Annotated in this window: 11 protein-coding genes; 1 reads left to right on the top strand and 10 read right to left on the bottom strand. The window is 60.7% G+C overall.

Annotated features, from left to right (window positions below):
- Positions 1–21: 21 nt before the first annotated feature.
- From B4V06_RS12225 to B4V06_RS12195, 7 genes are read right to left on the bottom strand one after another with little or no spacing between them, the layout of a single operon-like run.
- Entirely contained in the window at positions 22–4,386 is a 4,365-nt protein-coding gene (locus B4V06_RS12225) for a primase-like DNA-binding domain-containing protein (RefSeq protein WP_498166457.1), read from the bottom strand.
- On the bottom strand, positions 4,379–6,463 hold the full coding sequence (locus B4V06_RS12220) for a VirB4 family type IV secretion system protein (protein WP_498166460.1): 2,085 nt from the start codon (positions 6,461–6,463) through the stop codon (positions 4,379–4,381). The genes B4V06_RS12225 and B4V06_RS12220 overlap by 8 nt, the downstream gene beginning before the upstream one ends.
- Complete coding sequence (locus tag B4V06_RS12215; protein WP_498166463.1) at positions 6,460–7,473, bottom strand: TraC-like domain-containing protein; 1,014 nt, start codon at positions 7,471–7,473, stop codon at positions 6,460–6,462. The genes B4V06_RS12220 and B4V06_RS12215 overlap by 4 nt, the downstream gene beginning before the upstream one ends.
- A 6-nt stretch (positions 7,474–7,479) precedes the next feature.
- Positions 7,480–8,853, bottom strand: coding sequence for a TrbL/VirB6 family protein (locus B4V06_RS12210; RefSeq protein WP_498166466.1), 1,374 nt, complete (start codon positions 8,851–8,853; stop codon positions 7,480–7,482).
- Entirely contained in the window at positions 8,846–9,748 is a 903-nt protein-coding gene (locus B4V06_RS12205; RefSeq protein WP_498166468.1) for a hypothetical protein, read from the bottom strand. Before B4V06_RS12205 ends, B4V06_RS12210 begins: the two co-directional genes overlap by 8 nt.
- Positions 9,748–11,403 (bottom strand): DUF8186 domain-containing protein, encoded by a 1,656-nt coding sequence (locus tag B4V06_RS12200; protein WP_498166470.1) that lies wholly within the window; start codon positions 11,401–11,403, stop codon positions 9,748–9,750. The genes B4V06_RS12205 and B4V06_RS12200 overlap by 1 nt, the downstream gene beginning before the upstream one ends.
- A gap of 25 nt (positions 11,404–11,428) precedes the next feature.
- Entirely contained in the window at positions 11,429–11,851 is a 423-nt protein-coding gene (locus B4V06_RS12195) for a hypothetical protein (protein ID WP_004594540.1), read from the bottom strand.
- A 139-nt stretch (positions 11,852–11,990) separates the two neighbouring features.
- On the opposite strand from B4V06_RS12195, the gene B4V06_RS12190 reads away from it, so the two are divergent.
- Positions 11,991–12,194, top strand: a complete 204-nt coding sequence (locus tag B4V06_RS12190; RefSeq protein ID WP_498166473.1) for a hypothetical protein — start codon at positions 11,991–11,993, stop codon at positions 12,192–12,194.
- Between the two features lie 20 nt (positions 12,195–12,214).
- Here the strand turns inward: B4V06_RS12190 and B4V06_RS12185 are convergent, their stop codons facing one another.
- The 3 genes from B4V06_RS12185 to xseB form a co-directional block, all read right to left on the bottom strand.
- The gene (locus tag B4V06_RS12185) at positions 12,215–12,439 is read right to left on the bottom strand and encodes a hypothetical protein (protein ID WP_498166475.1); all 225 of its coding nucleotides are present in this window, start codon (positions 12,437–12,439) and stop codon (positions 12,215–12,217) included.
- 183 nt (positions 12,440–12,622) lie between these two features.
- The gene (locus B4V06_RS12180) at positions 12,623–12,997 is read right to left on the bottom strand and encodes a hypothetical protein (RefSeq protein ID WP_498166478.1); all 375 of its coding nucleotides are present in this window, start codon (positions 12,995–12,997) and stop codon (positions 12,623–12,625) included.
- 147 nt (positions 12,998–13,144) lie between these two features.
- Positions 13,145–13,327, bottom strand: coding sequence for an exodeoxyribonuclease VII small subunit (gene xseB / locus B4V06_RS12175; protein WP_498166481.1), 183 nt, complete (start codon positions 13,325–13,327; stop codon positions 13,145–13,147).

Below are 13,327 nucleotides of genomic sequence, written 5' to 3'. Positions count from 1 at the left end.
TCCTGACCGGGAGCGAAACGACTACGCACTGGCATCGCTTGGTCCCTCCTGGTCGCCGGCGTCGGACAACTCGATTCCGACGTAACACCGCCGCGTCTGGCCGTCCAACCACTTCTTGTCACGCTCGAACTGAGCGTGGTCGCGAAGCGTCTGTGTGAATCGGTTTTTCGGCTTCACCTCGTATCCCCCGGCCGCCGCATACTGCTCGTAGGCATCGTAGACCTCAGCGACCGCGACGACCCCGTCGTCGGATTCAGTGAGCCGGTCCTGGACGAATGCCCGAATGCCGTACGGGTCCACCTCGTTGTCTTCTTGCGCGTCGGAATCGGTCGAGTCACTCGGAGGCTCCCCTGCTGGATGGAGCGTCCTGTCCTGGATCGCGTCCACGAGTGCCGGAACGCCGGTGGCCGTCTCCGTGTCTGGCGTGTAGATGTCGAGCGTCTGGTCGCCCTCGGTGGTCGCAATCGCATACGTGCGCTCCGTGTAGTCCGGAACCGGAAGGTCGGTACTGGGCACGAACGGGCGCTTGACAGGCACCCACTCCGCTTCGAATGCCTCGCGGGACTCGTAGGTCTCGGGGAGTTCTCCCGGCCTGAAGACGGTGTATGTCTCGCTCTCGGCGTCGTAGCTGTATGTCGCCGGGAACTGGTCTTTCGACACGGCGTCGAAGGAGTCGATCCGGGCGTGCTGGTCCCCGGCACTATCCTCGAGGACGAACGCACCGTCCCGCTCGAACCAGCGGGTGTGGCGACTGCCGCCAGTGGCCGGCCGGACAGCCGTCACCCCATCCGCGGCTCGCGCACCGCCGTTGAACGTGACGTTGTGGTTCATCGTATACAAGCGCGTCTCACCGGAGGAGAGCTGATTTCGCGGCTCGCTGAGGATTTTCGCGAGCCGGTCGGCGATCTCGGCGGCTGGTTGATCGTCGTGGTCTGCGACGACGAACAACGGGAGTCGCTCCTGTTCCTGGGCTTTCCGGAGGTTCGAGAGGACCTTCGCCGGGCGGACATGGGTGGTGGTTTCGACTTCGACCTGGAGCTCCCAGTCGAGGTCAGAATGGGTTGCGATGGCATCGGGTCGGGACTCCCCGTTCTGATCGAGGACCTCCACAGAGAACCCCGCAGTTGCGAGCGACTGCTCGACCGTTTCAAGAACTGAATCGTGGTGCTCGCCCCCGCCGGTCGGTGACGTCGACGTGTCGGGCGTGGCTGCCTCCTCACCCTCATCTGTGAGCCGACACTGAACCGACGATCCCCCGTCCGGGAGATCGACCTCGATGAGCGAGGACGCCTCCCGTACCTCCGGAAGCGTCTCGTAGCCCTGCGCCTCAATGGTTCCTTCCTCGATTCGCGAGAGCAGTTCCTCGTCGACTTCCTCGACGGAGACCCAGCCGTTCGTCTCGCGGACGTCGTTCGACAGCTGGACAGCGCGAATCGCCCGGGCCATCGCGACCTCCAACGGCAGGTCGTCGGCGTTCTTCAGAGCGACGTCAGTCGCCGCGTCACGGCTTTCCACGGTCGTGCCGCCGGCGACCCCGTACTCCTCGCGGGTATGCTCGTGAACAGCCTCCAGGGCGTCTTGGAACCGCTCTTCCTGCGCCCCAGTCAGAGGCTGCTCGCTATCAAGATGCCCAGACGGAATCGGGAGGGGTTCGATACTGAACGGGTCGGGGCCGGTTTCGCCGAACTCTGGGCTCGGGAGCTGCGCGATCCACTCGCCACGCGGGAGCGAACTGATCCGATTCTTGAACTCGACGGGATCCATCGCCTCGTGTGAGAGTGCCTCGGCGATGTCGGCGTCGACGGCGATCTTCCCGACGAGCGGACTGCCGATGTTGTTCAGAACGTTCAGATAGACCTCGCGGTTGCCAGCCTCCTTCATCTGCTCGGGGAACTGCGTCACGAGTTCGATGGATAGCCGGAACTCCCGCCCCTTTTCGAGCAGCGTCGTCAGCGTATCCGAGACGACGACCGACGACGCTTCGTCGATGAGCAGGTTCGCTACGTAGTCGTCCGGCTTGCGGGCCAGCTCGTCGCCGTCGCGACGCTTGACGGCGTCGTAGAGCTGTGTCAGAATGACGCCGGTCATCACGCGGGCGGCTTCGTCGCGGAGATCGCCGAGGTCGAAGATGACCACCTTGTCCTCGTCGAGGAGGTCGCGGAAGTCGAACTGTGACTGGGTATTGTTGAAGATTCGCCGGAGGTGGGCGTCCTGCGTGATGTAGTCCATCCGGTTGCTGATGCCGCTCACGACGTTCGAGAACGTCGCCGGGTTCGAGCGCAGGTGTCGCTCCAGTTTCTCCGCGACTTGCGGGTCGCTGGCTCGCGGTGCGTCTTCGGGTGTCGAATCTGGTGGCCCGGCGGCGTGGAACTGGGTCACCGCCTGCTCGAACTGGTCGTGGGTGAAGTAGTTCGTATCCTGCCGGAAATGTCCGTTTTCGAGGCCGTACTCCTCGTCGTACATCGCCTTGATGAGGTACTTGATGAGCGTCGGCGAGGCGATGGCGTCCTCGTACCGCTCCGGCCCCATCACGAGTTTGATGAGCTCCTCGTAGTGGTCGGCCTTGTCCTGGATCGCGTCGACGCGACGAACCCCATCTTCCAGCGCCGGCGTAATGTCGAAGAACGCGAAGCCAGGCAGGATGTCAGGCACCGAGAAGTGGAGGACGTTCTCCTCGAGGTCGTCGGTGCCGAAGCGCTTCCCGTGAGCCCGCATATAGTTCTCGGGGAGGTTCCCGCCCTTGGAGTCGATGAGGAACACTGGGCCCGTGGTATGGTCGTACAGGGAGAGCGCGTCGTTGATCAGCGCGACCGATTTGCCGGCGCCGCTCTTCGCGAACCGGCCGACGTGGAACGGAAGTAGATGCGGGGGAATCCGCATCGGCTCCGACGTGGGCGTACCGTCTTCCCCAAGACCGCGGCCGATCGCCATCCCGGCGTCCGTGAACGCATCCATGTGGTCCTGCGCCGGGAGTGGCAGGGGCGTCCGGCTCTCGGGTTCGGCGTCGGACCCCCGCCCGCCCTCGGTCGTGAGGTCAGTCGCTGGCGGAACGACCACGAAGTTCGCTAACTCAGCCGGCCCGAGGACGAGATCGGGGCGGGTCTTCCGCCAGTTGCTCTTGGTAGCCAACGTAGCGTTGAGTACCCGGTCGGCGTGCTTCTTGGTCCGCCGCCCCTTTCGAAGCCCACGGCGGATGCGCTTCGGTCGGAGCCGATAGTGTGGCCCGTTCAGGTGATCGAATACCGACCCGATATCGTCGAGACGATGGTCAACCCGCTCTCGTTGTCGGTCGGAAGTCACGAGCGAAAGCGCCCGCATATTCACCGTGAACGTGTGCTGTGGCTCCTTCTCGTCGATAGCCTCCACTCGCTCCCGCCCACCGATGTCGAGATACCGACGCTGTCGCCCGGTGTTCGACGGACTCTGTGGTTCGTTCTCCGTGTTTCCAAGGAGTTCTCCGAAGAACCAGTCGACGACTCGGTCTTCGCCTTCACGGAGCTTCCGCTGGCGCTCTCGTGCCTCGTGCGTCCAGTCCGATTTCCGCTGAAAGAGTACCTGGAAGGCGATCGGGTGTTCGGCCCGGGTCAGCTGATCGATGAGTGACGCGAGCGGGGCCCGAGCGTGATCGTCATCGTCGTCTTCCGTATTCGTGAATTGGGGTAGTGTCGTCATCCAGTCTTCCCGCCGGGTAGCCTGCCCGTGCCAACTGATTCCGAGTGGGGTCGTCTCGTCAACGGTCGGTTGCGTATGAGCCGGCTGGTGATCGGCATCGAGTTCGGAGTCGGACGGACCAGCCGCTGTGGATTTGTCACTCGAATCGGCCTCGAACAAGACTTCGTCCTCGTCCTGCGACGTAGAGCTCTCCGACAGCACACTTCCGCCGTCACCGACCGGTTCCTCCCCCGATGAATCGAAGAGAGTCACAGGCTCTGAATCCGAACTTGGGTCTCCGGATGATTCCTCAGCTGTCCTAGAGTTTATTCCGTAGCTCTCGTATCCCCCGGCACTGTGGTCCTGCGTCGGGTCTGCCGTCGATGAGAGTAGCTTCGCTTCCAAGTCAAGGGTGACCCGCTCGAACGTGACGGTCGGTGGATACAGCGTCCGGAGGCGTTCCTCGAAGGCATCCAACCGACGGTCGGCCCCGTAATAGAACTCGACCGGCTCGTCTGCCCCCTCACTCACTGCGAGGAACTCGAACAACGGTGGCGGATCGCCGAAGGGACCGATACTTGCGAGAAATCCGTCGTTGCCGGCGTCAAGGCCGTGGAGGCCGGCCAGCTGGCGGACTACGGTCTCCGGCGCGAGGTCGCTTCGGGAGGGAGTGATCCGGATGTACTCGTCAGCGTTAGCCACTGCCGGGAGTTCTGACGGGGGCTGCTCAGTCATCCTCCTGAGAGGTAGTGCTAGTTGGTTCACCGCCGTCGGCACGCGTGCCGGCGGGTCGGCTATCTGGATTCGTCACGCTCGTCGTCGGTTCGGGCTCGAGCTCGGCCACGTCCGCAGCGCCGCCGTCGATGACGTGGGCCTCATAGTCGCTCGCCCGAATTCGGAGTGGGAACCAGCCCTCCTGGTCGATGCCGACCAGCGCTTCCGAGTAGCCGTCCTCGTCCTCCCCGGCCTTCGCGGAGGTGACCCAGTTCACTTGCCGCTCGCTGAGGTCGAACCACTTGGCGATCTTCTCTTTCTCCTCGTTGACGCGGTGGAGGACAGTCAGCGAACAGAGGTTCGCGATAGTGCGTGCCTCCGGCGTCAGCGCGAATTCGCCCCCCGTTTGCGTAATAAATTCGAGGCTCAGATCGAAGTGGCGGCTGTGTCGGACGGCGGTCTCCAGGAAGTCCAGCGAGACGGCGTCGTTCATCAGGTAGTGCGCCTCGTCGATGCAGAAGACGACGCGCTTGTCGGTCTGCTTGACCCGCTCGTAGACGCTGTTGAACAGCACCTGCATCATCAGGCTGGTTTCCGCTCGGCCACGGGTGCCCTCCTCCTGGTGGAGATCGAGGTAGATGACCTTCGAATCGAGGTCGAACTCTGAGGGGCGGGCCAGATTCTCGAGTTCACCGCCTTCGCGGAACGACGGCCGGAGGTCCTTCAGCAGCGACTGGGCATCGGACTGGACGGCTTCCTGCTCCCCATCCGTGACGTACCCGTACTCTTCGGGATCTTCCACCATCTCTTCGAGGACCGTGATGACGTCGTGAATGGTGGGCGAGTTCCGGGTGTGCGTCTCCGGATCGCGGGTGATTCCGCGCTTCTCGTAGGCTTCCTGGACGGCCCGCCGGAGCGTCTGGTTGCGCTCGCCGAGTGGATGGTCTGCGACGTGCTCGAAGAACGTCGCGAAGAAGGTCATCACCCAGTTGATCTGTTCGCCCCACGGGTCGATGTCGTCGACCTCCTGCAGGACGTGGTCGGGCGTCGGTTTGATTTCCAGTGGGTTCAGCCCTCGCCGGCCACCGACCGTGATACGCTCGCCATCGAGTGCCTCGTTGACGCCGGCGAACCCCCGCATCGGGTCGAGCATAATGACGACCGTATCCTCGTCGAACATCGCCCGCCGCACCAGCCGGAGCTTCGTCGCGAAGGATTTGCCCGCACCGAGCCGGCCGATAACCATCATACAGTAGCCGGTTTGCCGCTTGAATCGGTCGAGGATGAGCGGGCTCGAATTCAGCGCGTACGTCCCGTACTCGATGCCGGGTTCCGCAAACGCACCGGAAACGAAGGGGAACATCGCACCGACTGCCCCACCGAGCATCGGCGTCTTGCTGTCGAGCGTCTCGTTGAACTGATCCAGGGCGATCGGGCTCGCTGAGGTGAACGTCTTCAGTTGTGACCACCGGGGCGTCACCGGCGTCAGATTCGCGGGGGCCTGCCGTGCCGTCGTCGACACCGACTCGGTGTCGATGTTCTCGCGATCGTCGCCCCTGACCGTGAGATACATTGAGACGTCGAACGCCTGCATCGACGTGTTCCGAAGGACGTCGTACATCTCCTGGTGGTCCTCGAGGTCTTTCTCGACGCCCCGGGCGCTCGCACGATGCTTCTCGGTCAGGTACTCGTAGTCGGCTTCGAGGTCCTCGATCTTGTTCTCCAGCGAATCCAACGTCTCTCGCGTATCACGAGGATCGATGTGGATGCTGACATCTGTCTGTTGGGTCTCGGCGGCCGCGTACAGTTTTTCGAGGAAGCCATCCATCGGCGCATCGGGATACTCACCGACCCACAGACTCTGCGCCCACTGGGTGTCAGTCCGGAGGGCGCTGGGCGTTCGCTCGATACTCGACGGCGAGACGACGGTCTGATGGATCTCGGGGATGCCGTCGACTGCCTCACCGTCGGCCTCGTAGTCCACGGTAAATTGTGATTCAGCATCTTCCCCCTCTTCGTCGGGGCCCTCGTCTGCCGTGGCCTCGTCGTCGGTTTCCGAACTATCCGAGCTGGTGAACGGAAGCAGGTTTCCAATCATGACTTGTTGATGACGGGGGACGTTCGAAGCACCTGTTCGGGGTCGCCGTACTCGATTTCCGTGCCGGTCCAGTATTCCGCGACGAGGCGGGTGAGTTCGGCTGCATCAACGGGGCGCGTGTCACACCCCTCGATGCCGCGGAGGCCGCGCTCGACCCGCCGGCGCCGCTCGTCCAGTTCCTCGAGCATCGCGGCTCGCTCTTCCTCCTCCGGCGGCGCCGTGACAATCTGGATGAGGATGCCCAGTACAGGAATCCCAGCGAGCTTTTCGAGGAGGCTGGCCCGTTCGTATCGGACCTCCTCAGGTCGCACCGGAATCAGGACGTAGTGGTCGCGAATGGTCATCTGACGCTGCGCCAGCTCCCGGTCGTACCAGTCGACGTAGTGCTCGATGAGCGCCTGGAGTTTCTCGTTCGATTTGACGTCCGGGTCGCTCAACCGGTCTTCGTACCGCCCGACGTACTCGTCGGCGGGGAACGCCTGCGTCGTCGAGTAAATCTGGATCGGGAACTCGACGGTCGTATTGACGAAGTCCTGGAAGGCCTCCGCCTTCTGGGCCCACTCCTCGTCGGTCGCGAGCGCCATCGTCGGTGGCGACACCTGAACGGCTCCGACAAGGGCCCGATCCGTCCGCTCGATGGCGTTGTGTCGCGGGTAGACGCGCTCGACGTGGGTGTACTCCTTCGCTTCCTCGTGGGCGATCTCCGTCTCGCTGCGATGGAAGTTCACGAACAGGCCGAGCCAGTCGAGACTGTTGGTGTAGCCGGGGGTGAGGTAGACGAACAGCCCACCGAAGGCGATCGCAATCGCTGCGAGTGGGATCGTGAGGGCGGACACCGGAATGCCGCGAACGGTGAGTGACGGTGGGATAGCGACCTGCGTCACCAAGACTACCAGTACGCCGGGAAGGCCCGCAACGGCGAGGTCCGTCAGCGAGTACTTCCCGAGGAACTGGGTGTCGGTACCGAGCGACTTCGGAATGCGTTTTGCGGGGTCAGTTGCGGAGCTCATGGGTTGTTAGTGGATGTAGCGTGGCGGGTCATCTGCTGAGTCTCGATTCCGGTTCCGAGTCTGGGGGTCCCGGAACGCATCGTCTCGATCGAACTCCTCGCTTCCATCGTTCCCACTACTATCCTCGCTGGTGGTGGAATCGGCCGTAGAACCATCATTTCCGCCGTCGAGGTCTCCGCCTCCGCTGTTTCCTCCCCCTCCACCACTGCCGTCGGTGAGCGCTTCACGGAGGCGAGAGCCAGTCGTATTGAGTCGTTGGCCGGTAGAGTGGGCTCTCGAATCACCAGAGTTCAAGACGTATTGGCCACCGCTCTTGACTGCGGGCTCATCGCGCACTCCTCGAACGAAGTTTCTCCCACCCTGTTTGGCCGATTGGACTTGTTCACGCCCTCTAGACAACCGACTACGGGCCTTCTCAGCAGACATATGTCTGGCCGCCCTGTCGGCGATGAAGAACAACGCCCCGGCCTGCCAGAACAAAACAAACGGAGAGGCAACGGCGAGAAGCGGGATAACGAGTGCCGTCAACCAAGCCCCGAACTCACCAGCTGAGGGGCCGAAACTCGTTCCCAAGATGTCCCCGAGACGGAACAGGAGAGCAACCGGGACCGTCATAAACAGGAAAGGGACGTAGAACCCGGCCAACTTCTTCATGAATTTCGAGACTAGGGCGAACGGCCCGACGCCAGGGATCCAGAATACGATGAGTAGTGGCATCAGGAACACGAATAGGTAGAGCGCCAGCTGTCTCGCGAGGTAAATCAGGCCGATCAACACGAATAGGAGCAAATTCGTTGAGAGAGCGACGACCGTGCCGAGCACGCCCATCCCAGTGAACGACAGCGTCTGGAATAGCGAGATCTCTGACACCGAGGGGACGAGGAACCCAGCCAATGCATCCATAAACCGCAACGATAGCGCTGAGATCCACCACCACGACAAGATACCGAGCAGTCCGGCGAAGGCGCGTTTCTTGAGCTTCGAGCGATGGTATCCGTTGAACAAGTGGCTCGTCGATTCAAGGAAAATGACGATCCCAAGCGAGAGACCGTACAGCGATAGCGAAAGCGGGATAATTATCTCCCAGTAGTAGTCGTAAATTCCAGGCCACGCTGCGTTCGTCGGCTGATTGAACACCGAATCTGGATGGGGAGTACCCACCACTGTCCGCAAGACTGCATCACCGTGATTTTCGATGACGGTCTCTATGGGGCTGAAGAGTATCTCAAGGAGTTCTTGGATAGCGTTGATGATAATGTCTCCAAGGGCACCGCCATCGCTGCCCCCGTCACTTTGAGCTAAAACCGGAGCAGTGCCCGTACTCAGTAGCCCGAAGAAGACGACGATAGAGCGAATTAGGAATCGAACGGGACTACGCATTGTCTCCACCCCCGTCCAGTAGTTCAATCTGGACGTCTTTACACGGGTGTTGGATCGCGCCTTGGTCGTCGATATGGTATCCACCGGACAGCTCTGCCCGAATCGGTTGCTCAATATCTCCGTGTGGGGTCTGAACAACGACGGTTAATTCTGTAGTATCACTTTGACATGAGACATCGTCGTTGTCATCGATGACGAGAACACCCCGTTGTTTCAGGAATTCCCGTTCAGTACCGGGGCTGAGGAATTCTTCGCTCGCCTCCGGACGCTCGAACGTTGTATCAGCAACGCCGTCTCCTTCGATGACCTCAGGTGCGTTCCGATACGGCGCATTCCGGAAGCCAATATTATACACCCAAGAGGGGCCAGTACCGACGTTCTCGACCGTCACAAAGAGCCGACCGCTACTGTAGCCATCATCTTCATCGAACTCCGGCTCGACATCGACGATCTGGATATCGGGCCGAAGCTCCAGCGACATCGACTCAGATGACTCCCCGGTAACAGCGACTAACTCGTACTCGCCAGCAGAGTACGTCCCACCAGTCTTGAAGACGATCTGTATTTCGACTCTTGTAGCTCCCTGTGCAACGGTTGACTGTTCGAACGTAGTACCATCTGGGCCAATCAGATTGAGTTGGTCGACGTCGTGATCATCAGCCAGCGTCACCACAAGGTGGGATCCCGCGAAGCTGATTTCCTCAAATACCGAATCTGTAGACGGCGACGTTGAGGACGAATCTGTTGGGGATTCAGTCTGGTTGCCGGGACCATCGGTTCCGGAACACCCTGCTACTCCTACAAGCAGGGCTGTTCCAGACGAAGCCAAAAGACGGCGTCGACTAATCCACCGTTCCGAATTCCGGTCATGGGATTCTGAATGTTCTCTGATCATTATAGTGACCTCCACGGGGGCCAGATACGCCACCCTGTAATCCGATCGATGAAGAACACTGCAAGGAGGAACAGCGAGACGGGAACGCCGATCCGGAACAGCGTCGACACCAGCTGGAGCACCGAGCCTTGCAGCAGGACGGTATCCGAGTCGCCGGTATAGCCGGGAGGATTGAGCCACCAGTGGCCGGGTTCGTATCGTGCCGAAACACCGCCAGGGGAACGTTCAATCGTCATCCTGACGGTTCCGTTCCCGGTCGTGTTCACACGCTGCCCGTTGACGACAACGTAGCCGTCTCGTTCGGCGGTGTTGATTGGTGCGTCGGTATTCGCGTTCAGGAGCGTAACCCGGACGGTGACGGTGTCTTCAGTCTGGTTCATCACCTCCAGGGTGAGGTTGCTCTCGTAGATCTGGATTCGAGCGAACTCATCGGCGGGTCGTTCCGCCTCAACCCCTCTGACGAGTCCCCACGCACGGACGGTCTCAGGCTGTTCGTCGGTCGTGGCTCGCGTCGCGATGCCGTAGCTGGCCGTGTACGGCTCCGTGAGAACGTCCAAGTGGACGCTCGACGGGAGCGTCGGCGGCGACGTCGACGTGCCGTACACATCCAGTATCGTCACGTTCCGGCGGGGCGACGGCGTCGGCCCCGTCTCGATGGGGTACGCGTTCACTTGGAGTGGATGGAGCGGTGAGTGAGCGGTCCGCTGTCCATCGTCCGAGCTGTAGACCAGCGTGTCCCAGTCTTTGTCACGGGCCGAGTAGAACCGCCAGACTCCTCGGACGTCACCGTTGGGCAACTGGTAGCCGAGCCACGGCTGGTTCTTGTAAACGACGAGGCCGAGATCACCGTTCGGATACTCCGCGATGAACCCTGATACCGCGAGGTCGTACTTCGTGACCTCGATAGAATCGGTTACCGTGACGGTCTCGGTCGGGTATGAAACGGAACTCTCCCAGTTGGTACAATCGCCTTCGTCGTTGTGAGCGGTACAAACTTCGACCTCCTTCCGAAGTCGGACCGAGATGTTCGCCTGAAGCGTGAGCTGATGGTCCTCGCCGGCGTATCCATCCAAGGAGTACGACAGTGCCGGCGTGTGGGAACCACCAGCCGTCGTCTCTTCGTCGCCATCGACGAGGAGTCTCGTCTCCTCAACCTGATGGCTCTCCAGACTCCAATAGACGCGTCGATCGCTGGAGGTGTCGTCAGGCGGCACCGCCACCCGGTAATCGACGGTGCCGCGGAGCGTCCCGTCTGGAGCGACGTAAAGCGGCTGTCTGGACGACGAGAGGCGCGCTCGGGTGGACGGCTGGACGGCGAACACCTCAGTATAGGCTTCCTTGATGAACTGGTCGCTGGTGAGGTCCGCATCTGGTGGATGGATCGACACGGAGCTGTTGGTCGCCGGGAACTCCTGGTGGTCGCCCCGGTTCCATCGCTCGACTGCCCGCGGGGGCGAATCGAACGGGACATCGGTCCCCTCGCCAAGCTGCTCGACCGCCGACCCGTTACTCAGATTCGCACCGTCGGTCGCACCGTCTTGATCCCCCGACCACAGTTTGTGAAAGGTCTCCTCCGGGACGCCGTGGTCAGTACTATTCGGGGGATGGGCGCCCACTGGAACGGCGGCTGTCGATGCGACGAGGACGGCGGACATGACGAGTGCGAATCCTGTTGCGTAGTTAGAACCCACAACTCGTGCCACCGACCACGATGTTGTTCAGGATGAACTGGACGATCTCCGTCCCGAGGGGGGCGACGATCACGCCCCAGAGCAGGCCCTGATTCCGGACGGATTTCATCTCCTTCTTCCAGTCCGAGCGACGGGTGAACGGGATCGCCACCGTCGCGCCGAGCGCGAGGACGCCGCCGATGAGCGGTCCACCGAACTGGATGATAGTGAAGATGTTCTGGATGGTATCGGCCATGTTCGAGTCGCAGAATGCGCTCCCTGGATCCGACTGTGCGGCCGCCGTCCCCACGAACAGGATCAGCGGGAGGAGCGCCAGCAGAATCGGGCCGATGGACCTGTGGATGATCCGAATGACGGACGTCGATTCCTCAGTACTGGCCGGCGTCTCGCCGGAGGGGACCTTAGCACACATCGTTTGTGGGAAAGGATAGCACGACCAAAAGAGGTCAGAAAATTTGGATGAATTTGGAGATCTTCAAAGTTCTCCAAGTTCTCTAGAGAAGTTCTCATTCCGCGTGGATATATGCGACCGCATAGCTTGGGTCGAACTAATGTCAGACGCAGACACAGCGACCAGCGCCAGTAACTCCAGCTCGGATGTTAGCGACGATGTGGCCCGAATCAATATGCGAATCCCGCAGGACAAATACGAGTGGTTACAGGATGAACTCGATTCATTCACGAGTGATACAGGCCGATTTCAGTACCTCATCCAGTTTTATTCCGACCACAAAGAAGACGACGCCGACTGCTGATCTACGACCCACAGGGCGACTTAGATCTGCAGCGGAGCAACGATGAGAAGCGGACAATCCTCGCCCTCGAAATAGTACTGCTTTACCGTCGTCGCGTCCTCGAACTCGTCTGCATTCTGGGGAAGGGTGATCGTGCGGGCGCTGCTGTGTTCGTGGATCGAGTAGATGCCGAGTTCGGAGAGGTCCTCGCACTCGGCGGGATCCAGTTCTCTACTGACCGCCTCCAACCACGCTTCAATTGACACGGAGGACCGCCCGTCCGTATCAGGTTCACGGTGGGTACTGCGGGGACTGGCTTGTGCCATGATACATTTGCACATACTTGCGTCTTATCTACTAAATACTGACGGCCAATGACTTTCTTAAAATCTGACTATATAACTAATGAAGTGTTTGTCTGACGCCGACCGAATACACGTTAAGAAACGCTATTCTGAGGCGTTGAGACACGCTTGGATATCAGCACCAGTCGGAAAAGTCAAAATCACGAGGGGAACGGCGACAAGCGACCACCCGACTGGATCCAGCTGTGGAACCGGATTCGACGAGAGATAGGCTCCAATTCCGAGTACGACAATAGGGGTATAGAGGAGAGTCGGCGCGATCGAACCGAGTCGGATAGCGACCGTCGGAGTAGACGGGGCGTAAACGGCGTCGACGTATGGGCCACGTCGATTGACACCGAACGAGACTGATTCCGCATAGAAACTGTGGACGGCGTAGTGTGCGGACTCGTGGAGGAGCCACGCTACACCACACGCGAGTAGGTAGACGCCGAATATCAGAACCGTCTCATGGAACATTGGAATTCTCGCCGAACGGTTCGAGATGGGAGCACATCGCAGTTAAGCCTGAAGGGTAGCCGTGGCCAGCGACCTTAACCAACAATCTCGTGATCAACGGCAGGCTGTTGGTTAACGCGGAGAAACAGTCGATACTGTCCCCGTTCCTCATTCGATCTCGATGACCTCGCCCTGGCCTTCGTGGAGTCGCTCGCGGATTTCAGTCAGCGACTCCTGCCCTTCCTCGTACAGCTCACTCCCTTCATCAAGTGAAACCTCATCCGCGTCGAATTGATCGATAATCTCTTCGATGCGGTTCATCCGACTCCTGATATCCGAGTCTTTCGCCAT

The sequence above is a fragment of the Halorubrum sp. B53 genome, from assembly GCF_059752395.1.
This window is presented reverse-complemented; position numbering and strand designations above follow the sequence as displayed.

Bases quoted from the DNA above. Each gene is read 5' to 3' on its own strand.
- B4V06_RS12225 (WP_498166457.1), bottom strand. From the start codon at position 4,386: ATGACTGAGCAGCCCCCGTCAGAACTCCCGGCAGTGGCTAACGCTGAC.
- B4V06_RS12220 (WP_498166460.1), bottom strand. From the start codon at position 6,463: ATGATTGGAAACCTGCTTCCGTTCACCAGCTCGGATAGTTCGGAAACC.
- B4V06_RS12215 (WP_498166463.1), bottom strand. From the start codon at position 7,473: ATGAGCTCCGCAACTGACCCCGCAAAACGCATTCCGAAGTCGCTCGGT.
- B4V06_RS12210 (WP_498166466.1), bottom strand. From the start codon at position 8,853: ATGCGTAGTCCCGTTCGATTCCTAATTCGCTCTATCGTCGTCTTCTTC.
- B4V06_RS12205 (WP_498166468.1), bottom strand. From the start codon at position 9,748: ATGATCAGAGAACATTCAGAATCCCATGACCGGAATTCGGAACGGTGG.
- B4V06_RS12200 (WP_498166470.1), bottom strand. From the start codon at position 11,403: ATGTCCGCCGTCCTCGTCGCATCGACAGCCGCCGTTCCAGTGGGCGCC.
- B4V06_RS12195 (WP_004594540.1), bottom strand. From the start codon at position 11,851: ATGTGTGCTAAGGTCCCCTCCGGCGAGACGCCGGCCAGTACTGAGGAA.
- B4V06_RS12190 (WP_498166473.1), top strand. From the start codon at position 11,991: ATGTCAGACGCAGACACAGCGACCAGCGCCAGTAACTCCAGCTCGGAT.
- B4V06_RS12180 (WP_498166478.1), bottom strand. From the start codon at position 12,997: ATGTTCCATGAGACGGTTCTGATATTCGGCGTCTACCTACTCGCGTGT.
- xseB (WP_498166481.1), bottom strand. From the start codon at position 13,327: ATGGCGAAAGACTCGGATATCAGGAGTCGGATGAACCGCATCGAAGAG.